The following is a 21,563-nucleotide window of genomic DNA, read 5'->3' as shown; positions in this document are numbered from 1 at the left end:
CCCCTTCGTTCGCATGAAACATGGGGGACCCATGAGGGGTTATTCTCGCGGCCGCTACCGGCTCGCACTCACACTTTTAGCAGCACTCATTTTGGGTGCATTGCCTGCCGGGATCGCATCCCCGGCGTTTGCAGCTGCTACAGGCAGTATTTCAGGAACGGTCACTGTGCCCGCGGGCGTGGATGCCACCAAGATAACTGTCTTCGCCGGCCCCGAAGTCGGTTATTACCAAACGGCGACTGTGGCTTCGGACGGAACGTTCACGGTTAGTGGGCTTCCGGCGGGGAGCGTTTGGGTCAACTTCAACTACTTTCCCCAGCCTTCGCCGGTGGTGAATGCCCACTATTCAACATCCCCGGATGGTGCCAAGACCCTCGTTAGCGTCACCGGGGGTGCCACCACCACGGGCATCAACCAGACGCTGAAGCCAGCAGCCTTCATTTCCGGAAAGATCTCCGTTCCGGCTGGCTCTGCTGCCTTTACCGGTCAGGTTAATGTCATCAAGGGTCCTGACTACGCGAACAGCGGCTACGCGGGGAATGCATTTCTCCAAAGCTCGGACTCCGGAAACTATGTGGTGGGTGGCCTCGCGCCGGGCACTTACAAGATTCAGTTCCAAGCCCAGGGTGGGTGGGCGAACATGTGGCATGGCGGTGTTGCGGGAGTCGGGAGCTCACAGTCAGTGACGGTTACTGAAGGACAGCAACTCGCTGGTGTCCAGGACACTGCCGTTGCGGCTGCCACTATCGGAGGCTCCATCGCGGGTGCCCCCGCCCCTGGCCCCACTATGAGTGGTCCGGGCATGAGCATTACTGCCATTGCCCAAGACGGCACTGTTGCAGCGTCAACGGTCATGGAAACCTCCCAGACCACCTACGCGCTGAAGAACCTGCTGCCTGGCACGTATAAGGTTCAGTTCAATCGGACCAAGGGTTTCTTGTCCAAATACGAGGCACAGCTTTATAGGGATCTTCCCGAGTCCGGGGGCGCGGGTAACGCAACGCCGGTGACCGTGGCCGCCGGACAGGCCTTGAACAGCGTCAACGCAACCGTTCGCCAGGGCGGAACCCTTACGGGAAAGATCCTTGGATCCACCGGAGCACCCTTGAGCGGTGTCCGAGTCAACGTTTACACCAAGGACGATTCGCTTGTGACTCGTTTTTCCTACACCGCAGCGGACGGTACCTTCAATGTCACAGGCCTGACCACGGGACTCTACTTCGTGGTGGCTGAGCCCGAGGGGGCGGAGCCGATCTACTCCGGCAATGTCCTCACCGAGGCCAACGCCAGGTCTGTTTCCTCATTCGTGGGCCAGAACACGAACCTTGGGACACTGAGTTACGCCACTGCCACGCAGGGTACTCGGGGCTTTGACGATGTTCCCCTCGGAGCCCAGTTCCAGGATGAAATCCTTTGGCTGGCCAACGCCGGAATCTCCACTGGCTGGGAAGCTAATGGGTCCAGGACTTACCAGCCCCTGACCCCTGTGAACCGTGACGCGATGGCTGCGTTCATGTACAGGTTGTCGGGTGAGCCTGAGTTCACACCGCCCGCAGTTTCCCCCTTCGCTGACCTCCCGGTTGATGCGAAGTTCTACAAGGAGATCACCTGGCTTGCAGACAAGGGCATCTCCACCGGTTGGGAAGAGGCTGACAAGACCAGGACATACCGGCCGTTGCAGCCCGTGAATCGTGACGCGATGGCTGCGTTCATGTACCGCTTGGCTGAGCAGCCCGAGTTCATTGCGCCGGCGACGTCGCCTTTCAACGATGTCCCCGTCGGCGCCCAGTTCTACAAGGAGATCACCTGGCTCGCAGCTCAGGGCATTTCCACGGGTTGGGCCGAAGGGGGTGGCAAGGCGTTCAAGCCTTTGCTCCCGGTGAACCGTGATGCCATGGCAGCGTTCATGTTCCGCTACAACACCAAGTTCGGATCCTCGTAGCCATACTGCGTGTGCCAGCAATGCGAAGGGTCGGTCTCCCGCTATGGAGGCCGGCCCTTCGCCGTATCCGGGGCGAGCATAAGAAATTCCTGCTGTACTCCACCGGGCATTCATGTACCCTGTATATATTACCGAACGGCCGGTCAGTAATGTTGGCTCCAGTCAGCAATGACCGTGCCGATTTCACGTGCCTTGGAAGGACCCGTCGACGATGACCACTACCGCAGTCGCCCCGGAAACCACAGCCGTTGCAACCGTTCCCAGCTACGTCCAGGATGCCTGGTGGACGCCGGCACCCGATGCCAAGAGAGTCCCGGTCCGTGATGCCAGCACCGGAGAGGTCCTGGCCAACGTCAGCACCGACGGACTGGACCTTGCCGCCGTCGTCAATCACGGCCGCACCACCGGCCAAACGGAACTTGGCAAGCTGACGTTCCACCAGCGCGCGCTCAAGCTCAAAGAGCTGGCCATGTACCTCAACGGCCGTCGCGAAGAGCTCTATGAATCCTCTTCGCAGAGCGGTGCCACCAAGATCGACAACATGATCGACATTGACGGCGGCATCGGCGTGCTCTTCACGTTCGGCTCCAAGGGGCGGCGCGAACTGCCCAACTCGCAGGTTGTGGTGGACGGTCCCATGGAGACGCTGTCCAAGGACGGATCGTTCGTCGCCGAACACATCTACACCCGGATTCCCGGCGTTGCCGTCCAAATCAACGCGTTCAACTTCCCGGTCTGGGGCATGCTGGAGAAGTTCGCTCCCGCGTTCCTGGCCGGTGTCCCCACCATCGTGAAGCCGGCAACGCCCACGGGCTACGTTGCCGCCGCAGCGGTCAAGGCAATCGTTGAGTCCGGCATCCTGCCCGCAGGTTCGCTCCAGTTGATTTCCGGTTCCGCCCGCACCATCCTGGACGAGCTCGACTACCGTGACCTCGTCTCCTTCACGGGCTCGGCATCCACTGCCAACTCGCTGAAGGGCCACAAGAATGTGGTCCAGGGCGGCGTCCGTTTCACGTCCGAAACCGACTCCCTGAACGCCGCAATCCTCGGACCAGACGCCGTTCCGGGCACCCCCGAGTTCGACGCTTTCATCAAGGCAGTTGTCACTGAGATGACCGTCAAGGCGGGCCAGAAGTGCACGGCCATCCGACGCGTCATCGTCCCGCAGGAGCTGACGTCCGACGTCGCAGCCGCCATCGGCGCGCGCATCAACGAGCGCGTCGTGATTGGCGATCCCCGCGCCGAGGGCGTCACCATGGGCGCCTTGGCGTCGCTGGAACAGCTCGCTGACGTTCGCGCCGCCGTTCAGTCCATGCTCGACGCCGGTGGTGAGCTTGCGTACGGATCTCTCGATTCGCCGTCGGTCACTTCCGTCGGCGGCACCGTAGGCGTAGTGGAAGACGGCGCGTTCATGTCCCCGGTCCTCCTGAGCTGGGCAGACGCCGAAGCCGAAGAAGTTCACTCGTTGGAGGCCTTCGGGCCGGTTTCCTCAGTGATCGGGTACTCGGATCTTTCCGACGCCATTCGCTTGGCAGCCCGTGGTTCCGGCTCGTTGGTGGCATCGGTCTGCACCAACGATCCCGCTGTTGCTCGGGAGCTGGTGCTCGGCATCGCTGCCCACCACGGACGCGTCCACATGCTCAACCGTGAAGACGCCCGGTCATCCACGGGCCACGGATCCCCGGTCCCGCACTTGGTCCACGGCGGCCCCGGGCGTGCCGGCGGCGGTGAGGAGCTTGGCGGTATCCGCTCTGTCATGCACCACATGCAGCGCACAGCCATTCAGGGATCACCGAACATGCTGACCGCAGTTACCGGTCTTTGGCACACCGGCGCTGACCGGAACTTCACCGTGGAGACCGAAGGCGAGCACCCCTTCCGGAAGCACCTGTCCACGTTGCGGATCGGTGATGCCGTGCGTTCGGAACTCCGTGAGGTCACTCTCGAAGACATCACTGCCTTCGCCAACTCCACTGGTGACACGTTTTACGCGCACACCAACGAGGAAGCCGCAGAAGCCAACCCGTTCTTCCCCGGCATCGTGGCCCACGGCTACCTGCTGCTGAGCTGGGCTGCCGGACTCTTCGTTGAGCCCGCTCCGGGTCCCGTGCTGGCCAACTATGGCCTGGAGAACCTTCGCTTCATCACCCCTGTTGCCGCCGGCGACTCCATTCGGGTCACGCTGACAGCCAAGAAGATCACGCCTCGCGAGACCGACGAATACGGAGAGGTAGCCTGGGACGCCGTCCTGACCAACCAGAACGACGAAATTGTGGCCACCTACGATGTCCTGACCCTCGTGGAGAAGTAACCCTCTCGCACATCCCTCGGGTTTGGGCGGGTCCCTCTCTCAGATCCCTCGGGTTTGGCCGGGACGCTCTAGCAGCAACGACAAAACGCCTTTCCGCTTCAATGCGGAAAGGCGTTTCGTCGTTCCGGAGGAGGGCGGCCGATACGAATTTCACGACGACGGCGGCACAGGGCATCGTCACGCCCGCCACCGTGGGATGTGAGAGAGGGGTGGCCGAGAGGGGGTGGGATGTGAGAGAGCGTCAGGCGGCCGTGTGGAGGCCGTCGAAGGCCATGGTGATCACGTCGTCGGCGAGCTTTTCCGGGGACAGCGAGCCGCCGGGCTTGTACCACTCCACGATCGAGTTGATGGTGCCGAACAGCAGGCGTGTAACGGTGCGGGGATCAATGTCCTGGCGCAGGGAGCCGTCTTCCCGGGCAGCGGCAATCAGCTCGGCCACTTTGTGGTCGAAGGCGCGGCGGCGTTCCAGGGCGTTGCGCTCGATCTCCGTGTTGCCCCTCAAACGCAGGAGCAAGGTCACGAACGGCAACCGGTCCACCAGCACGGCAATGGTCTGGCGAAGCACGAACTCCAGCCGCGCATCAGCAGGCCCGGATGTAGCGGACGGCTCCTCCAGGATGGCTTCCAGGCCACCCAACGCGTGGTCCAGGGCGAGCTTCAGCAGATCGCCCTTGGACGGCACGTGGTGGTAAATGGCTGACTTTGAGATCCCGAGGTTCTCAGCCAGGATGCCCATGGACGTTGCGTCGTACCCGTGGCGGTTGAAGACGTCGACGGCGATGCGGAGCACCGACTGCTGGTCATAACCGGGCCGTCCGCGCTTGGTGGTGGTCTCAGTAGGCATGCTGGCATTTTCTCACGATCTCAGTGGTGGAAGGTGCTCAGCCCTTGGGTCGCATGTCGTAGATCCGGCGAAGCTTGCCGTTGGACCGTTCCAGGGAACCGGGCTCTACAACGTCTACTACGCAAGATGACCCAACGTGAATCTTGATCTGCTCGCGCAAGGTGTGTGCCGCCGTCGTGCCTGCCTCGGACGGGACGTTCTCGCGGCGCTCGATCTTGACGGTCAGCGAATCCATGCGCTTGCCTTCGGGGCGGGTGATTTCCAGCTGGAAGTGCGGGCTGAGCTCCGGGATGCGGAGCGCGATTTCCTCGATCTGTGACGGGAACAGGTTCACGCCTCGAAGAATGATCATGTCGTCGCTGCGGCCGGTGATGCGGCCCATGCGGCGGTGCGCGGGACGTGCGGTACCGGGGAGCAGGCGGGTGAGGTCCTTGGTGCGGTAGCGGATGATCGGCAGCGCTTCCTTGGTGAGGGAAGTGAAGACGAGCTCGCCGGGTTCGCCGTCGGCCAGGACTGTGGAGTGGTCGAACGGATCGATGATTTCCGGGCGGAAGTGATCCTCCCAGATGTGGCAGCCGTCCTGCGTTTCAACGGCTTCGCCGGCCACGCCAGGGCCCATGACTTCGGAGAGCCCGTAGATGTCCGAGGCCTTGATGTTCATGGTGGTTTCCAGCTCGTGGCGCATCTCTTCAGTCCACGGTTCGGCGCCCAGAACGGCGTACTTGAGCGACGTGGACGTGGGGTCGATGCCTTGGTGCTGCATGGCATCGGCGATGGTCAGCAGGTATGTGGGTGTGGCCAGAATGGCGTCCGGCTTGAAGTCCTGGATGAGCTGGATCTGGCGTTCGGTCTGGCCTCCGGAGATGGGAATGACGGTGCAGCCGAGCGCTTCAGCGCCTGCGTGCGCGCCCAGGCCGCCGGTGAACAGGCCGTAGCCGTAGGCGTTGTGGACCTTCATGCCGGGGCGGACACCGGAGGCGCGGAAGGAACGGGCCACCAGGGTTGCCCAGTTGGCGAGGTCGTTCTTGGTGTAGCCAACAACGGTGGGCCGGCCGGTGGTTCCGGAGCTGGCGTGGATGCGTGCCACTTGGTCCTGCGGGACGGCGAACATGCCAAAGGGGTACTCCAGGCGGAGGTCTTCCTTGGTGGTGTACGGGAATTTTCCAAGGTCGCTGAGCTCGCGGAGGTCCGAGGGGTGCACGCCGGCCTCATCGAACTTCCGTTTGTACAGCGGCACGCGATCGTAGGCGTACGCCACCGTGTGCTGGAGGCGCGTGAGCTGCAGGGCCTCGAGTTCGTCGCGGGAGATGGTCTCTTCACGGTCCAGCACGGCGTCGGCCTCCTTGGAGGAGGAAGCTGCGGGTGCGGCCACGGTGTTCTGCGTCATGGGATTCCTACTTCCTGGAGATGGTGCGGCTGCGGCCACGGAACTCAGCAATGAGTTCTCCGGGCTCGGTGTCGGGGGCGGCGTCGGCGTTGGTCGCGTAGATCTGGATGTCGTAGAGGCCGCTTCGGCCGGTGCTCGCACGGCGGTTGGCGACGGCGGTGATCACCTGGCCTTGGAACGCGGGCTTGATGAAGTTGATGTCGACGCCGGACGCCACCGTGATGTTGGCGGCTTGCTTGGGCGTGGGGTTGGCCGGGTTGCAGGCCAGGGCGAAGGCTGTGTCACCGAAGGCGAAGATCATTCCGCCGTGGGCCATGCCGAATCCGTTGAGCATTTCCTGACGGAGGTGCATGCGGATGGTGGCGTGGCCGTCGTCGAGTTTGAGGACCTCAATGCCCATCCATTCAGACGCGTAGTCGTTCGTCAGGATGTGGTGCTGTGCACCGGAGAGGGTTGTTTCAACCATGCGTCATTGCCTCCAGCTTTATTTACCGAATGTTCATTAGGTAATCCCAGATCGCGCCACGTGTCAAGGCTGGACCACGAATCGCCTGCACCTAGTAGCCTCGGAAGCATGCCCGAAATTGAGCTTCCCATCACCACCGATCGACTCATCCTGCGGCGCTTCGAGGCCGAGGACCTTGAGCGGTTCCATGGATACCAGTCCCTTCCCCAAACTGCGCGGTTCCTCCTACGTAACGAGCTGAGCAAAACCAAGTCCATGGAAGTCCTTGGCCGCTACGCGAACTTCGAGTTCCAGCAGGAAGGGGACTGGGTGTGCCTTGCCATCGAGCGCCAGGACCATCCGGGTCTGATGGGCGAGGTTGTGCTGAAGTGGCTTGAAGGAACCGGGCAAGCTGAGCTGGGCTGGATCCTCCACCCTGATGCCCAGGGCCACGGAATCGCCACTGAGGCAGCGGAGGCCGTGCTAAGGCTGGCCTTTGAGAAACTGTCATTCCACCGCGTGGATGCCAAGCTGGATGCCCTCAATGAAGGATCTGCCGGCGTCGCCAAACGCCTGGGTATGCGGCTTGAAGCAACTCTGGTGGACAACTGGCACTACAAGGGCAAGTGGGCCACGGAGAACATCTACGCCATCCTGGACTCCGAATGGCGCACCCGGCACCACCCTTGGACGCGGACCATCAGCTGACGGGCCAGGTCTTGTGGTGCTTTAGTTGTTCGGTCAACTGCGCCTCAGGCAGCGGACGGCTGAAATAGTATCCCTGGCCGCTGGTGCAACCGATGCTCAGCAGATACTCCGCTTGCTCAGCGCTTTCGATGCCTTCCCACACTGCCGCCAGTCCGCAGGCGCGGATCAATTGCAGGACAGCAGCCAGGAGAGCCGGTTGTGCGGGGTCGCTGCCCAAGGCCGAAAGGAGCGTCCGGTCCACTTTGACCGTGTCCACGGGCAGTTGGCGCAAGTAACTGATGGAGGAGTAGCCCGTGCCGAAGTCGTCGATTTCCAACCCCACTCCGAGGCGCCGGAGGCTGTTGAGCGTGTAACGGTCCAGGTCGTTTCCTTGAATAACAGCACTTTCGGTCAGCTCCAGGACCAGCAGCGACGGGTCCAGTCCGGCTGAAGAGAGGGCCTCGCGTACGTCCTCAATGAACTCCAGCCGCTGCAGGTCCGCCGCTGAAACATTGATGCGCATGCTGAAGTCGTGGGCCGAGGTCAGGGGGTCGCTGCGCCATTGTTTCAACTGCTCGACGGCGGTGCGGAGCACCCACCCGCCCAGATCGGAAATCATGCCCGTTTCCTCGGCAATGGGGATGAACTCGTCGGGCATGATGATCCCACGGGTGGGGTGGTTCCACCGGACCAAGGCTTCCACGCCCTCAATCCCGCGGGTGTCCAGCCTGATGATCGGCTGGTAATAGAGCACCAACTGAGAACCGGCGATCGCCTCTTTGAGTTCGCCCACCATCTGATTCCGCATTTGCCGGGCAAGCAGCATGTCAGGTTCGAACACCTTGAGCTTGCCGCGTCCGTTGGCCTTGGACTCGTACATGGCAATGTCCGCTTCCATCATGAGTTCCTCCGCACGATGGCCAGGATCGGCCATTCGAAGACCCATGCTGACCCCGCAGCGAAGGTGTTGGCCCTCAATCTCCATCACATCCGCCACAGCGGTGAGGATACGGCTGCCGATGGCGCTGGCCTCCGAAGGCGTCACGCCGGGAAGCAGGACAGCGAACTCGTCTCCGCCCATGCGCGCCACCATGTCCTGTTCGCGAACCGCGCCGCTGATACGCGTGGCTACTGTTTCCAGGACCTTGTCACCGATGGTGTGCCCCAGGGAATCGTTGATGGCTTTGAACCCGTCCATGTCCAGCAACAGGATTGCGGGCCGTTGGTTGCCCAGCACGCCATGAGCCTGGGCCTCGCTCAGGGCGTTGGCGAAAGCGGAGCGGTTGCTCAAGCCTGTCAGGGGATCGGTCATTGCCATCCGCTGCATTGCCAGATGGGCTTCATTGAGCTGCCGTGTGCGGGCCTGCACCCTTTGCTCGAGTTCTTCGTAGACGATCTGCAGGTCTTCGGCCAAGAGGTTGGTCCCCATGATCACGGCGTCAATTTCGTCCCGGGCATCGGACACTTCAATCCTGGTGTGCAGGTCACCCGCGGCCAACCTCACAATGCCCTCAAGAAGTAGCCCCAAGCGGGGGTCGTTCGCGGAGTACGATTCTGCGTCAGGCATGCTCACTTCCCGTGTGGCCCGCCCCGGCGACTGACACTTTGCCGAAGGTGTTCGCGGACGGCTGCGCTGCGCTCCGGCAAGGCGGCCTGTTCGAAGAGTATGGCTGCTTCTTCGAATGCCGTGAGGCTTTCTTCAAGTCGTTGTGATTCCAGCAAAGTCCGCCCAAAAAGAAAATGCGCTTCGGCGGATGTTTGCGTAGCCAAAATAGAGGAGCGGGCACACAGCGGTTCCAGGATGGCCAAAGCTTCATGCATATCACCGGCCAGGTAATTCCAATGAGCGCGGACCAAGGACATTTCCAGGTGGTCCCGCTCGGATCCACCCACAATGTCGGTAGCCAGTTCTGCCCGCTCAATGCAGCGAAGTGTGGCCGCGTCACCGAGTTTTGCCTGCAGGCGCATTTCGGCTGAAGCGCGGTTGAAACGTGCCCACAAATCAACATCTTTGGACGGTGAAAGCCTTTCGGCGGCCAGATCGTGGTACCGGCCCCCATCCGCTACCCGGTCCGCCAGAAAAGCAACGTTACCGATCACCCAATAACCCTTGCCCGCTGTGTCTTCATCAACGTCGTCGGTAATCAAGGTCTCCAGGACAAGACATTCCCGCCATGCATCATCCAGCAGCCGGCTCTCCGCCAAGGCCGCGATCAGGGCGCGCTGGGCCAGGACCTGGACGTAGAGGAGATCGGGGTCCGCGGCAGCGAGTTTTGCCGCGTCTGCTGCCACGGTTGCAGCTTCGGCAAGCCGGCCTAGGCCTTGCAACCCAATGGCCACCATCGTTCCAGCCTTGGCCCCGAGCTCGGGGGAGGTAGCGGTAAGACTGTGCTCATTCAGTGTGATGGCCAGTGCCAGATATTCTTCGATGCTTCCTTGATCGCGCAGGCACTCCGCCTGCAAGTAGCGCATGTTCCACCAAGCGGTTTCGTCGCCGGCGTCGCGGGCCAGTTCGGCAGCCTCTGCAGCCAGACTGAAGGCCTCGTCAAAGTCCCGCACCTTCCATTTGGCGCGTGCATTGAGTCCGGCAACAAGGTGGGGGGCCAGGTGTGGACTTTGCATATGCCCATTATCCATGTCATTGCGGAAGAAAAGCTCGTATAGTTTGCCCCGTGACTTTATTCAAGTCACGGTCAACAAATTCGCATCAGTACGAAAGGGCATAGCGGATGAAAAAATTTGCGGCAACCCTGCTCATGGCGGCGGTTCTGGCAGTCACCGGTTTCGCTGCCCCGGCCAATGCCGAGCCTACGCAGGACAGCACGGCAATTGGCTGGTGGCCGAACAGCACCACCACAGGTAAGACGAACACCACCAGCATCGGTTGGTGGCCGAACTAAACATTGGGGGAGCGCCTCTCAAGGCCTCATTAGCTGAATTGATGCCCCGGGCTGCTGCCCGGGGCATCAGTTTTGTTTCGCCAGATGTCGACTATTAGTGACGGGAGCCCAAATTTTTTGGGCCCCGCGTTGACTCGGATGTCACAGCCGCTGGCTCGCAATTCACAACTACGGCCCGCCCACCGGCAACTCCACCGACACCGTGGTCCCGGACCCAAGGATGGAGTCGAAGGCCATACGTCCCATGTGACGGCTGATGATGTCATTGGCGATTGCCAGCCCCAGTCCGCTCCCCGGCACTGCCGCTGAGGTGGCGTTGGAAGCGCGGTAGAACCTGGTCAGGATGTGGGGGAGGTCGTGCTCAGGGATGCCAAGGCCGTTGTCCGCTATCCGGACGAGGGCTGCGGGGCCGCCATCCTCGAACGCGGACATGGCGCTGGTGATGCCAACGCGGCCGCCCTCGGGGGTGAACTTGATGGCGTTGGCCACGATGTTCGTGAACACCTGTTCCAGCTTGGCTTCGTCTGCCGTGACCTCAATATCCTCGGCGGCCTCCGTGAAGGACACGGAAACGTGGCGGGATTCGGCCAGGGGACGGAGCGTTGCCACCACCACTTGGAGGAGTTTGTCTATATCAACCGGTTTGAGGTCCAAGTTGCTGCCGTCCTGCATGGAGACGGTGAGCATGTCCTCAATGAGCCTGCGCAGGCGGTTTGAGTTCCGGGCTATGACTTCCAGCATTTTCCTGATGCCGTCGGGAACCGGGCCGCCGGAACCGTCCTGGATCATGTCCAAGTAGGCGGTGATGGACGTCAGGGGCGTCCGCAGTTCATGGTTTACGGTGGCCAGGAAGTCAGTCTTGGCCTTATCGAGCTGCCTTAGCTGGTGCAGGACGCGCTGTTGGGCGCTGATGAGGTGGCCTTGGATGAGCCCGTGGGCTACGTTTCCGGCGACGTGCTGCATCAAGGCGATTTCCGGACGGGTCCAGTCGTGCCGCTCCTTCACCGTGGACAAGAGGATGATTCCCATGGCGGAGGCGCCTTCGCCCACGGGAAGCAGCACAGTGGAGACCGGCTTGAGCTCTCCGGACCATCCTCTCAGTGCCTTTGCGATTTCTGAATCGGGGAATTCGCGGTGGTCCTCCACAGCCAGGACATCGGCGTCGGACCATAGCTTGTTGGCCGTCTGGGTGATGATGTCCCCGCTCTCGCCTAACTTGGCGGGCAGGAGCGGCAGACCGGGCCGGTTCCATTGTGCCCGGATACTGGGTACCCGTTCATCACGGAAAGTGGCGAACCAGACGTGGTCCACGTCCAAGGCCTCACCAAATCCTCGAACCACGTGCTCTGCGATGAGTTGCGGATCGTTGGTCTGCCGGATTGCCGAAGAGACGTTGCGGAGGCTTTCCCGCAGCGCTTCGACTTCGCCCCGGGAACGTGAGCGTTCCCGTGCCCGGCCAATCAGGGTCTCCACCCGGTGGACCAGTTCCCCTGGACGCGGGGGGTTGATGACGTAGTCCGCTACGCGCCAGGACTCCACTTCTTCAAGGTCCACCGACTCCTGCTCATCAAGAAGGAGCAGCACGGGAGCTCCAAGGATGCCCAGTCCATGAGCGAGAGCGTTCTCCGCCACCACCACCGAGGGGTGTTGCTGTTGAAGGTGGTGGGCCATGGACGCAGAATCCTTGGCAGAAAAGACCTGGAAACCCGCGGCGTGTAGCGCGGATGTAGTGGCCGCCATGCGGTCATGGTTGGAGTCCGCTACGACTGCCGAACGCGAGGCATGCTGTTCCCCGGCAACGGTCTCGCCCACTGAGCCCCTTCCGTTCCACCACTTGTGCGCATTATTTCAGGATTTGGCAACACACTATCAGCGGCATCGCGGCCAGCGGCCGCCCAACCGGAAATGTGCTTTTGAGTCGCGGGTCACACCTTTACTTTGGCTCCGGGATTAGACAGCCTTGAGGGAATGAGCGAGGGGCGATCCATTCCGGGTTTCCCTGCAGCTGCCTTGAATGTGCGAGGAGAATTGTGGACCACCCAGCTACACCGCAAGACCACCAGGAAGTGATGTTCGAATTGGAGCTCGAACAGCCAGGGATACTGCGCCTGACATGGCCGCGTGGCGCCCGGATCCAGGAACGGGACGCGCAGAGGGCCATGGACAAGGTCAACGAACTCTGCGGAACGGACAGGCACCCCATGATTGTTGACATGGCAACAACGGACGATGTCACCAGGGGTGCCCGATCAGTTTTTGCCAAACCCTGCCAGGCGTCCCGGATCGCTCTCTGGGGTTCATCCCCGGTGGACAGGGTTATTGCCAATTTCTTCCTGGGCATCATGAAGCCGCCATGCCCTACCAAGTTCTTCACGTCCGAAACAGAAGCGTTGGAGTGGCTGGTGGAGGCGTAGCGCCCCATATATTTGGAGCATGATCTCCGCTCTCCGAAAGTACCTGCTGATACCCCGGCTCATCAGGCTTTCCTCGGCCGCCCCCAAGGATCCGCTCACGGCCTGGGACCAGTATTGGGGCAGAATCCGTTCCACCGGTGCCGCCGGCGATGTCCTGTGGGACTCGGGAAGCGCTCATGAATTGAACAGCTATCTTCCCCACCTGCAGCTGTTGGATCCTACGATCCCCATAGTGGATGTTGGGTGCGGGAACGGCAGTTTCACCCGGCTACTGGCCCAGCATTTCCCGCACGCATTGGGGCTCGACTACTCCGCCAACGCAGTGGACCGCGCACGGCAGGAAGCAGCAGGAATCACGACGGCGTCGTTCGCCGTGTGCGACATGACGGCACCTGACGCTGCGCAGACGGTGGGAAAGGCCCTTGAAGCTGCGGGCTGGACGGGAAACGCAAACGTGTTCATCCGAGGTGTTCTGCACGTACTGGACCGCAATGGCCAGGCCGCTTTGGCCGCAAACCTGCTGCCCGTCGTCGGGGCCCGCGGTGGCGTTTTCCTGGCCGAGACCAACTTCCCGGGCACCCCCGTGGACTATGTCAGCCACCTCGGGGCCACACGGAAATTCATTCCGGCTCCGCTTGAGGGAGCCATCCGGGGACTGCCTATGCCTGGCCGCTTCGGTGCTACGCAACGGGCAAAGGCCTTCCCGACGGCGGATTGGAACCTCGTGCGGGACGGTTCAGCGAGCATCGAGACACGCCCGTTGAGCAACCCAACGTCTCCGGATCTCATCCCTGGCTACTACGCACTGCTCAGGGCGCACCAAAGCTGAGGTTAGCGCAGCTGATGCCCCCGGACAGGCTTCATGAGGGCATCACCTGTACTAAAACTCTTATTTGAGTCCGGCCCCGGGGAGCAGCTCCGTGGCACCGAGGGAATCGGCGATGAATGCGTAATCCCAAGCCCGCTCGCGCCACTGAACGTACCGGCCCGATGCGCCGCCGTGGCCACCATCCATTTCGATCTTCATGACGATCGGCTCGGAACCGGTGGATGCGGAGCGCAGTGCCTGGACCCACTTGGCCGGTTCAACGTACAGCACCCTGGTGTCGTTGAAGGACGTCACGGCAGCGATCTTGGGGTAGGCCGCAGCCTTCACATTCTCGTACGGAGTGTAGGACTTCATGTACGCGTACGCCTCGGGGTCCGTGATGGGGTTGCCCCATTCCTCCCACTCCAAGGCTGACAGCGGAAGCTCAGGGTCCAGGATGGTGGTCAGAGCATCCACGAACGGTACCTGCGCCACCACGGCAGCGTACTTCTCCGGCGCCATGTTGGCCACCGCACCCATGAGCAGTCCGCCGGCGGATCCACCCATTGCAGCAATACGCGAAGGATCAACCCAGCCGGAGCCTGCCAGCCAGTCCGTGGCCGCAATGAAGTCGGTGAACGTGTTCTTCTTGGTGAACTTCTTGCCATCCTCATACCATGTGCGTCCCAGTTCACCGCCCCCGCGGATGTGGGCAATAACCATGACGATTCCGCGGTCAAGAAGGGACAAGCGGGCCACGCCGAAGCCGGGATCCATGCTCATTTCGTACGAGCCGTAGCCGTATACCAACCCTGCGGCTGTGCCATCCTGCTTGACCGAAGCGTGACGAAGCACTGACAGCGGGACCTGGGTGCCGTCGTCGGCCGTTGCCCATTCGCGGGTGGCGACGTAATCCGCTGCCGAGTAGCCACCCAAAACAGGGCTTTCCTTGCGGAGCAGCAGCTCGCCACGGGGCTGTTCGGCTGTAGGCAGGACGAAGTCGTAGACGCGGGACGGCGTGAAGTACGAGGTATAACCCATGCGGATCACCGGGGCTTCGTAATCAGAGCCGGCAACACCTGCAGTGTAGAGCTCTTCATCGAAGGCAGGCTCCACGGGCGTCCCCTGAGCCGCCGTGCCCAAGCCTGCCAGCGGGATCACCTGCACGCGCTCAATGGTGTCCTTGCGGACGGACAACACCAAGTGCGTGGACGTCACTCCCGCGCCGTTGACACGAACGGCGTCGGAGTGCTCGACGACGGTGCGCCAGTCCTGCTCAGCCAGCGGCTTGGTGAGGTTGGCCGGGTCCACCAGGCTCACCATCGAGTTGATGGCGTCTTTGTTGTGGGTGAGGAGCAGTGTTTCCTTGCCGTCCAGCAGGAAGGGCTCAGCCTCGTAGAGAACCTTGTGGTCGCGGGAGATGACGGTGGTGAGTCCGGCGTCGTAGTCCTCGAAGCGGAGCAGCCGCGTTTCGCTGAACTCGGAGCAGCCGACGCTCAGCACCAAGTGCCGGCGGTCGGAGGAGAGGTCGAAGCCGAGCCACATGGCGACGTCGTCCTCCTGATAGATGACTTCATCCTCGGCCACTGGCGTACCCAGACGGTGTGCTTTCACCTGGTAGGGGCGCCACGAATCATCCACGACGGTGTAGAAAAGGCGGGTTCCGTCCGGGGAGAAAGCAACCCCGTAGAAGATGTCCTCGATGATGTCCGGGAGGAGCTCGCCAGTGCGCAGATCCTTGATCCGCAAGGTGAAGCGTTCGTCTCCGGAGTTGTCCACCGCGTAGGCGTACAGGTTGCCGTCGACGGTCACGGCGGCACCGCCGACGCTGAAGAACGGCTGGCCTTCTGCCTCGATATTGCCGTCCAGGAGTACCTCCTCACCGGGAAGCGCGACGCCTGCGTCAACTGCCGGGGGAGTCCAGTCCGCCACAGGATCGCCGGTGTTGTTGGCCAGCACACGGCACTGGATGCTGTACTCCTTGCCCTCCACCGAACGGCTGTGGTACCACCAGCCATCCTTGCGGCTGGGTACGGAGAGATCCGTTTCCTGGGTCCGGCCTTTGATCTCCTGGAACATGGCCTCCCGCAGTGGCTCCTGGTGCGCCGTGACCGCTTCCTGGTAGGCGTTCTCTGCTTTGAGGTGGTCAACAACCTCGGCTGATTCCTTGTCCCTGAGCCACTCATAGTTGTCCACGAAGACATCGCCGTGATGTTCGCGGCGGGTGGGAATCTGCTGGGCGACAGGAGGCTGGAGTGTAGTTTCCTTGGCAGCGGCAGGGACGGAAGAAGTGTGGCTCATGTGGCCACTCTATAGACGGGCTCTGACACAGAACCAGCAATTTCGCTCAGAGCGGCCGGGGTGCGGGCGAATTGTGAGAGTGGCCCATGACTTGGAGCACAACACGCCGGACCAGCGTCATGACTTGCCTAGTGGCAACACTCCATAGTGCGAGCACGATTTACGCCCCGTTCCCGGATATTGGAGATTCAAATGGTTCCGCTTCACGCGCATAGTGTTCAGATCGGCAGGAGGGAAAGTTTTCAGGCAACGCGGCATCCAGACTCTTTGCGTCGCTCCTACGTAGATCTCGAAGTCATTATCCCGGCTTACAACGAGGCCTCAAGGATCTCCGGCACCCTGACTCAAACCGTGGATTTCCTGGCAGTTCAGCCATGGTCTTCGCGCATTGTGGTGGTTGATAACGGCAGTGTGGACGACACCGCTTCGGTTGTCCGCCGGATCTCCCGGGAGAAGGGAGACTCTGTGCCTATCTCGCTGGTGGGCTGCTCCCGTCGCGGAAAGGGGGCGGCTGTCCGGCGCGGCCTCCTGAGCGGGACGTCCAAGTACACGGGTTTCTTTGACGCCGACCTCGCCACTCCTTTGGAAACGCTCACATTGGCCATGTCTTACCTTGCCGGCGGCGCGGCGGCGGTGATCGCCTCCCGCTACGCCCCGGGTTCCACCCTTGTTGTGCCTCAACACCTTGGGCGCCGAATGGGTGGCACGGCTTTCCGGGCACTGACCAAGTCAAAGGTCAAAGGCATCCAGGACACCCAGTGCGGGTTCAAGTTTTTTGAACGTGACGCGCTCACGACTGCCATGGTGCAGTGCCGCAGTATCGGATTTGCCTTCGATGTTGAACTGCTCCTCAGGCTTCAGGACAACGACGCCGGCATTGTGGAACTGCCCGTGGCCTGGACCGATGGGGCAGAGTCCACGTTCCGCCCCTTCCAGGACGGAGTAGCCAGCTTTGCCTCGGTGATCCAACTTCAGAAAGCAGCATCATGACGGACTCCCCAACTGACATGAATTCACCCACCATGCTCGCTGGAAAGCACGTGTTGGTTCTGAATTGGCGCGACGTCATGCACTCCCAGGCCGGCGGTGCCGAGCAGTACATGCATGAAATCTCACGCCGATGGGTGAACAGCGGAGTTCGTGTCACGTGGTTTACGGGGCGCGATGCCGGTCAGGCGGCCGAGGAGATCATTGACGGCATTCGCCTTCTGCGCGGCGGCGGAGCGCTCTCCCTTTATGGACAGGCAGCACTGAGGCTCCTGCGCACCAACGGACGGTTCGATGCTGTGGTGGATTGCCAAAACGGAATCCCGTTCTTCTCTCCGTTGTTCCTGCGCAGAGACATCCCGATCGTCCAGCTGGTCCACCACGTTCACCAGGATCAGTTCCGCACCCGGTTTTCTCCGCCCATGGCCGCCGTGGGCCGCTTTCTCGAAAGCACCGGCGCCAAGACGGTCTATGGGCAGCGAGCCATGGTGGCAGTATCCCCTTCCACGCGCATGGAATTGCGGAAGCTCGGATTCTCGGCCCCCATCCATGTGGTGCCGAACGGAACCATCGATATCCCACCGGCTGTTTCCACGCGGGCCGCTGAGCCCACCATCGCCGTCGTGAGCCGCTTGGTGCCCCACAAACGGTTGGACCTCCTGCTCGGCCAGTTTGCTGTTGCGGCGCGGAAGCTTCCGCACCTGCGCATGGACATCGTCGGTGACGGGCCGGAGCGGGCACGGCTGCAGCAACTGGCAATGGATCTCGGCCTGGTCCACGCCGTCACCTTCCACGGATACCAATCCGACGACGTCCGTGATGCTTTGCTGAGCCGCTCCTGGATGACGGCTTCCACGTCCGCTTCCGAAGGCTGGGGTTGCTCGGTGATTGAAGCAGCAGCCTGGGGAGTGCCCTGTTTGGCTTTGAGGGTTCCGGGTATCAGGGATTCCGTGGTGGATGGCCGTACCGGATGGCTGGTAGACAATCCCAAGGATTTTGGCGCCGCCATAGTTGATGCAATGACCGAGTTGGCTGCGCCGGAGGCCGCCATCATCGTCTCCGGTGAGTGCCGTGAATGGGCCCGTTGCTTTACATGGGATCGCAGCACCAAGCTGCTCACCGGGGTGCTGTTGGAGGAAATCATGATGCAGCGGGACGGCGGGGACCCCCTGGCCCGCCACTCGGATCTTTCCACTCTGGTTCAGTTCGAATTACCGGTTCAGTTTGAGGAATCCGGCGATGCCCATTTCGCCGCCGCACTGAGGCCGACTGATGAGTATGCAGTGGCTGACGGCAACGTATCCATCATCATGAAAGGCCGCGATGAATTCGAGGCCTCCGCTGCGATGAAACGGCTCGGGGTGGTTTCCGCGGAGATCCACTCCGCGGGCCGCAGTACTCTGCTTGCCGGGCCAGGGAGTGTCTTCGCCCCGGCCGATGCCCTCGATGGTCGGCAACGGTAACTGATCAGTGGTTGTATCCGATCAGACAATGACCCCGATAGTGAGCTTGAGACCCAGGGCGGAAGGTAGGAAGGGGACTCCGCATCAGGACGTCAACATAGCCCAAAACAGTGGCTTCCTTGCTGTGTCAGCCGGCCTCGTGGGAGTGGTGAGCTATGCGTGTTCCCTGCTCATGGCCAACATGCTGGGCACAGCGGACTACACACAATTTGCGGCCGCCGCCATGATCCTTGGCGTGGTGGGAATCGTTGCCAACGCGCTGGTGCCGCTGCCTCTGTCACATGTGGTGGCCGTACACCGGCAGGGGTCCCGGGAGCGGCAGGACGGCGTGGCCTTCTCGGTGTTCGTGTCCTGCCTGGCCGGACTGGTCGCCGCCACCATCACAGGCAGCGTGACGCTAGCCATTGCTACGCCGGAGCTGGCTGCTGCGGTGGCTCTCGCCGCTTTTGCCATTTTCGTGGTGAACGCGCCCGCCGGTTGGCTTCAGGGGGAGCTGCGCTTCACGTGGTACGCCGTGTCCACCATGGGCGAGGTGGTCCTGCGGTTGCTCTTCAGCCTGCTGGTCATTCTGATGGCATGGGGCGCAGGGGGAGCGGTCCTCGGCTTTGTGGTGGGTTGCCTGGCACCGTTGGTGGTGCCGTGGGGCTTCTATCAGGATCTCCGCTGGCGTCCCCGGGTGTTGCTTCAGAAGTGGCGATGGGCTGAAACCAGTGATATCGCGTCGGTCCTGTGTGTGGTGTCCGTGCTGGTGGGTGTGGATGTGGTGGTGGTCGGCTTCCTGGATAACGGCTCTGTTGACGCGGCCGGATTCCAAGCGCTCGCCACCATCGCCAAGGGCCCCGTCTATGTGGCCGCGGGCACGGCATTGGTAGCATTCCCGCTTTTGCGCGCCCCCGGCGTGAAGCCTGGCGAGGTGCTTGGTGCTTCCTTTGCCTCCTTCGGGCAGCTTGCGGTGGTGGCCTTCGCCATCATCGCTACTGCTCCGCCCATGATGTCCGGGCTGATTGTTCCGCTGAAGTACCACGGATCGCTCCACCTCCTGCCATGGCTGGCGGCTTCCGGCCTCGGCTACGCCGTCCTGATGGTGCTTTCCACCATCCTCCTTGCCATGCGCGCTTACCGTCGCTGCCAAATAGGTCTGGCGTGTGCCTGTGCCCTGGTGATTGGCGGGCTGTGGATTGGTTGGCAGTTGAACGCTGTCACGGGCATGGCCGTTGGCTCGGCTGTTGGGGCGGTGATGGCTGGCGTGGTCCTCGCAGTCCTGGCGCGTCCTGTCCTGGTTGCGGCCCGCCCCGGACGTGGTGCCGGCACGTTCCTGGTCCTGGCCGGCGTCCTGATCGTGATCCTGGCATTCGTCGGGCAGGTGCAGCCCCTGGTCTGGTTTGCTGTCGCCGCCATCAGTGGCATCACCGTTCTTGCCTACCAGCGCGGCATTTTGCCGCACAGGAATGACTTAAGGATTTCCCGACGGCGACAGGTTGGCAGGCGCAGCAAGGCTTCAGGCCGCCGGGCCAAGCCTCAACCGCTGTCCCCTGGCCCTGTGCGCGGGTGGAGGCTCCGGGGGCGTTCCAGCAACCTGACAGCATTCATCGCTGTGGTTGTTGTGGCGTTCGGCGTCCGTGCCCTGGGCCTCGAGCGCGGCTTCGAGCTGTGGGTGGACGAGATGTTGTACGTCCGGCTCGGTGAGTCCGTGGCCGCCGGAGAGTTCCCTACTTTGCCGGACGGGCCTTTCTTCCTCCACCCGCCCGGGTACTTCCTCCTTGAAGCCGGGGTGGTGAAGATTTTTGGGATTACCGGCCAGATAATTGAGGTGACGCTTCAGTTACGTTGGCTCAATGCGGTGATGGGTGCTGTAACAGTGGGTCTCGGCTTCCTGCTGGTCCGGAAACTGGCAACTCCTACCGCCGCCTGGCTCACGGCGGTGCTGCTGGCGTTCGAGCCGTTTATTTTGCGGAACAACAGCCATGCATTCCTTGAAACCACGGCCATGGTGCCGGGACTGGCTGGGCTGCTGCTCCTGGTCTCACCCCGGGGTTCGCAGCACAAACCGTTTTCCTTCCTCAGGCTCGCAACGGCTGGGCTCTTGCTGGGGTATTCCATCCTTTGCAAGGACTTCTTTTTGATCTGCACGGTGGCGCCGGTGGTTGCGGCAATGGTGTGGAAGAAGTCGTTCCCTTGGCGGAAGGGTCTGATGGTCACGGGCTTTGGCTTTCTGCCTTACGTGGCCTATTTGGTGGTGGTGGCCGCACACGGGCACTTTCCAAGCTGGGTGTGGGCCAAGAGCAATGGTCTGGTGCGCATGTCCGGCGTGGAGAAGACCACCGGGTTCACTTCCGAGGGCTCGCCGAGCATCGTGTCCAGGCTCATCGAACAGAGCGGGCATTTTGGGACCAGCTATTTCTTGTTGGGTCTTTGCCCGGTGGTGGGTTTGCTCTTGTGCTTCAGCCACCACCCCGGCCGCCGTCTCATGGGGTTGGCCGGCGCGGCTCTGGGTGCAGCGGGCGTATACAGCGCAGTGTTCGGCACTTTTGAGGAACAGTACGGTTACGGCGTCATGGTGGCCGGAGCCATTTGTTCTGTGCTGGTGGTGGTGGAAATCCGGGAGAGGTACCCCAAAACCCGTCGAACCCTGGCCGTTATCAGTGTCTGCTACGTCATGCTGACCGTGATCTTGGGGCTTCGCACGGCACTAACCCTGGATAACGGCTTCGTCCGGGCAAATGATTGGATCCAGGCCAACCTTCCTGCCGACGCCAGGATCAGTGTTACCAACAGCACCGGTCACTTTGCGTATATGCATGATTCCCGGTTCGGGATATGGCCCTCCGCACCACTAATGAAACAGAACGGCGTGAGTTACATCCTCACCCAGTCCAAGCCCACCAGCCAAGGTTACGGCTATGCAAACCCCACCATGCTGGCCTGGCTGAAAGAGCATGCGACTCCCATGGTCACAACGGCCGGCCCCACCAATGGGGAAACCACTATCTGGTTGGTGGATCCCGCCGCCCTTGATGTGGCAGCTGAGGATGGCATCGGCGAGCCTTCGAAAGAATTCGGGACGGAAAAATAGC

General features: G+C 61.8%; 16 protein-coding genes. 9 read left to right on the top strand and 7 right to left on the bottom strand.

The features are described from left to right. Positions 1 to 31: 31 nt before the first annotated feature. Both ACZ5J0_RS15250 and paaZ read left to right on the top strand, forming a co-directional pair. The gene (locus ACZ5J0_RS15250; RefSeq protein ID WP_464093444.1) at positions 32 to 1,942 is read left to right on the top strand and encodes a carboxypeptidase regulatory-like domain-containing protein; all 1,911 of its coding nucleotides are present in this window, start codon (positions 32 to 34) and stop codon (positions 1,940 to 1,942) included. 211 nt (positions 1,943 to 2,153) lie between these two features. Beyond that, positions 2,154 to 4,253: a phenylacetic acid degradation bifunctional protein PaaZ gene (gene paaZ / locus ACZ5J0_RS15245; protein WP_464093443.1), complete on the top strand. Its 2,100-nt coding sequence runs from the start codon at positions 2,154 to 2,156 to the stop codon at positions 4,251 to 4,253. A 241-nt stretch (positions 4,254 to 4,494) separates the two neighbouring features. Here paaZ and ACZ5J0_RS15240 read toward each other — a convergent pair whose 3' ends face one another. Genes ACZ5J0_RS15240 through ACZ5J0_RS15230 form a run of 3 tightly spaced genes read right to left on the bottom strand, consistent with a single transcriptional unit; the run spans position 4,495 to position 6,950 of the window. Next, positions 4,495 to 5,097, bottom strand: a complete 603-nt coding sequence (locus ACZ5J0_RS15240; RefSeq protein WP_062071921.1) for a TetR/AcrR family transcriptional regulator — start codon at positions 5,095 to 5,097, stop codon at positions 4,495 to 4,497. A gap of 37 nt (positions 5,098 to 5,134) precedes the next feature. Then, complete coding sequence (gene paaK / locus ACZ5J0_RS15235; RefSeq protein WP_464093442.1) at positions 5,135 to 6,484, bottom strand: phenylacetate--CoA ligase PaaK; 1,350 nt, start codon at positions 6,482 to 6,484, stop codon at positions 5,135 to 5,137. Between the two features lie 7 nt (positions 6,485 to 6,491). Then, positions 6,492 to 6,950, bottom strand: a complete 459-nt coding sequence (locus ACZ5J0_RS15230) for a hotdog fold thioesterase (RefSeq protein WP_464093441.1) — start codon at positions 6,948 to 6,950, stop codon at positions 6,492 to 6,494. Positions 6,951 to 7,058: 108 nt separating this feature from the next. Between ACZ5J0_RS15230 and ACZ5J0_RS15225 the strand changes: the two genes are divergently transcribed. Further along, positions 7,059 to 7,637: a GNAT family N-acetyltransferase gene (locus tag ACZ5J0_RS15225; RefSeq protein WP_142938137.1), complete on the top strand. Its 579-nt coding sequence runs from the start codon at positions 7,059 to 7,061 to the stop codon at positions 7,635 to 7,637. On the opposite strand, the gene ACZ5J0_RS15220 is transcribed toward ACZ5J0_RS15225, so the two are convergent. Beyond that, complete coding sequence (locus ACZ5J0_RS15220; RefSeq protein ID WP_142938138.1) at positions 7,630 to 9,183, bottom strand: putative bifunctional diguanylate cyclase/phosphodiesterase; 1,554 nt, start codon at positions 9,181 to 9,183, stop codon at positions 7,630 to 7,632. The genes ACZ5J0_RS15225 and ACZ5J0_RS15220 overlap by 8 nt on opposite strands. A gap of 2 nt (positions 9,184 to 9,185) precedes the next feature. Further along, on the bottom strand, positions 9,186 to 10,238 hold the full coding sequence (locus ACZ5J0_RS15215; RefSeq protein WP_464093440.1) for a hypothetical protein: 1,053 nt from the start codon (positions 10,236 to 10,238) through the stop codon (positions 9,186 to 9,188). A gap of 107 nt (positions 10,239 to 10,345) precedes the next feature. On the opposite strand from ACZ5J0_RS15215, the gene ACZ5J0_RS15210 reads away from it, so the two are divergent. Then, entirely contained in the window at positions 10,346 to 10,516 is a 171-nt protein-coding gene (locus tag ACZ5J0_RS15210) for a hypothetical protein (protein WP_017199100.1), read from the top strand. Positions 10,517 to 10,684: 168 nt separating this feature from the next. Here ACZ5J0_RS15210 and ACZ5J0_RS15205 read toward each other — a convergent pair whose 3' ends face one another. Further along, positions 10,685 to 12,328 carry an ATP-binding protein gene (locus ACZ5J0_RS15205; RefSeq protein ID WP_142938140.1) on the bottom strand — a complete coding sequence of 548 codons (1,644 nt, stop codon included), beginning with the start codon at positions 12,326 to 12,328 and terminating at the stop codon, positions 10,685 to 10,687. A 218-nt stretch (positions 12,329 to 12,546) separates the two neighbouring features. Between ACZ5J0_RS15205 and ACZ5J0_RS15200 the strand changes: the two genes are divergently transcribed. Continuing rightward, positions 12,547 to 12,930 carry a DUF7793 family protein gene (locus tag ACZ5J0_RS15200; RefSeq protein WP_166841768.1) on the top strand — a complete coding sequence of 128 codons (384 nt, stop codon included), beginning with the start codon at positions 12,547 to 12,549 and terminating at the stop codon, positions 12,928 to 12,930. Positions 12,931 to 12,949: 19 nt separating this feature from the next. Continuing rightward, positions 12,950 to 13,759, top strand: a complete 810-nt coding sequence (locus ACZ5J0_RS15195) for a class I SAM-dependent methyltransferase (protein WP_223940805.1) — start codon at positions 12,950 to 12,952, stop codon at positions 13,757 to 13,759. Positions 13,760 to 13,819: 60 nt separating this feature from the next. Here ACZ5J0_RS15195 and ACZ5J0_RS15190 read toward each other — a convergent pair whose 3' ends face one another. Further along, on the bottom strand, positions 13,820 to 16,039 hold the full coding sequence (locus tag ACZ5J0_RS15190) for a S9 family peptidase (RefSeq protein ID WP_464093439.1): 2,220 nt from the start codon (positions 16,037 to 16,039) through the stop codon (positions 13,820 to 13,822). 192 nt (positions 16,040 to 16,231) lie between these two features. On the opposite strand from ACZ5J0_RS15190, the gene ACZ5J0_RS15185 reads away from it, so the two are divergent. Genes ACZ5J0_RS15185 through ACZ5J0_RS15175 form a run of 3 tightly spaced genes read left to right on the top strand, consistent with a single transcriptional unit; the run spans position 16,232 to position 21,562 of the window. Continuing rightward, positions 16,232 to 17,029 carry a glycosyltransferase gene (locus tag ACZ5J0_RS15185; protein ID WP_464093438.1) on the top strand — a complete coding sequence of 266 codons (798 nt, stop codon included), beginning with the start codon at positions 16,232 to 16,234 and terminating at the stop codon, positions 17,027 to 17,029. Beyond that, positions 17,026 to 18,489 (top strand): glycosyltransferase family 4 protein, encoded by a 1,464-nt coding sequence (locus ACZ5J0_RS15180; protein ID WP_464093437.1) that lies wholly within the window; start codon positions 17,026 to 17,028, stop codon positions 18,487 to 18,489. Before ACZ5J0_RS15185 ends, ACZ5J0_RS15180 begins: the two co-directional genes overlap by 4 nt. Positions 18,490 to 18,529: 40 nt before the next feature. Then, on the top strand, positions 18,530 to 21,562 hold the full coding sequence (locus ACZ5J0_RS15175) for a hypothetical protein (RefSeq protein ID WP_464097200.1): 3,033 nt from the start codon (positions 18,530 to 18,532) through the stop codon (positions 21,560 to 21,562). Position 21,563 lies beyond the last annotated feature (1 nt).

It is taken from the genome of Arthrobacter sp. DualSoilB13 (assembly GCF_055389195.1).
The sequence above is the reverse complement of the archived record's forward strand: the minus strand, read 5'-3'. Positions and strand labels throughout refer to the sequence as shown.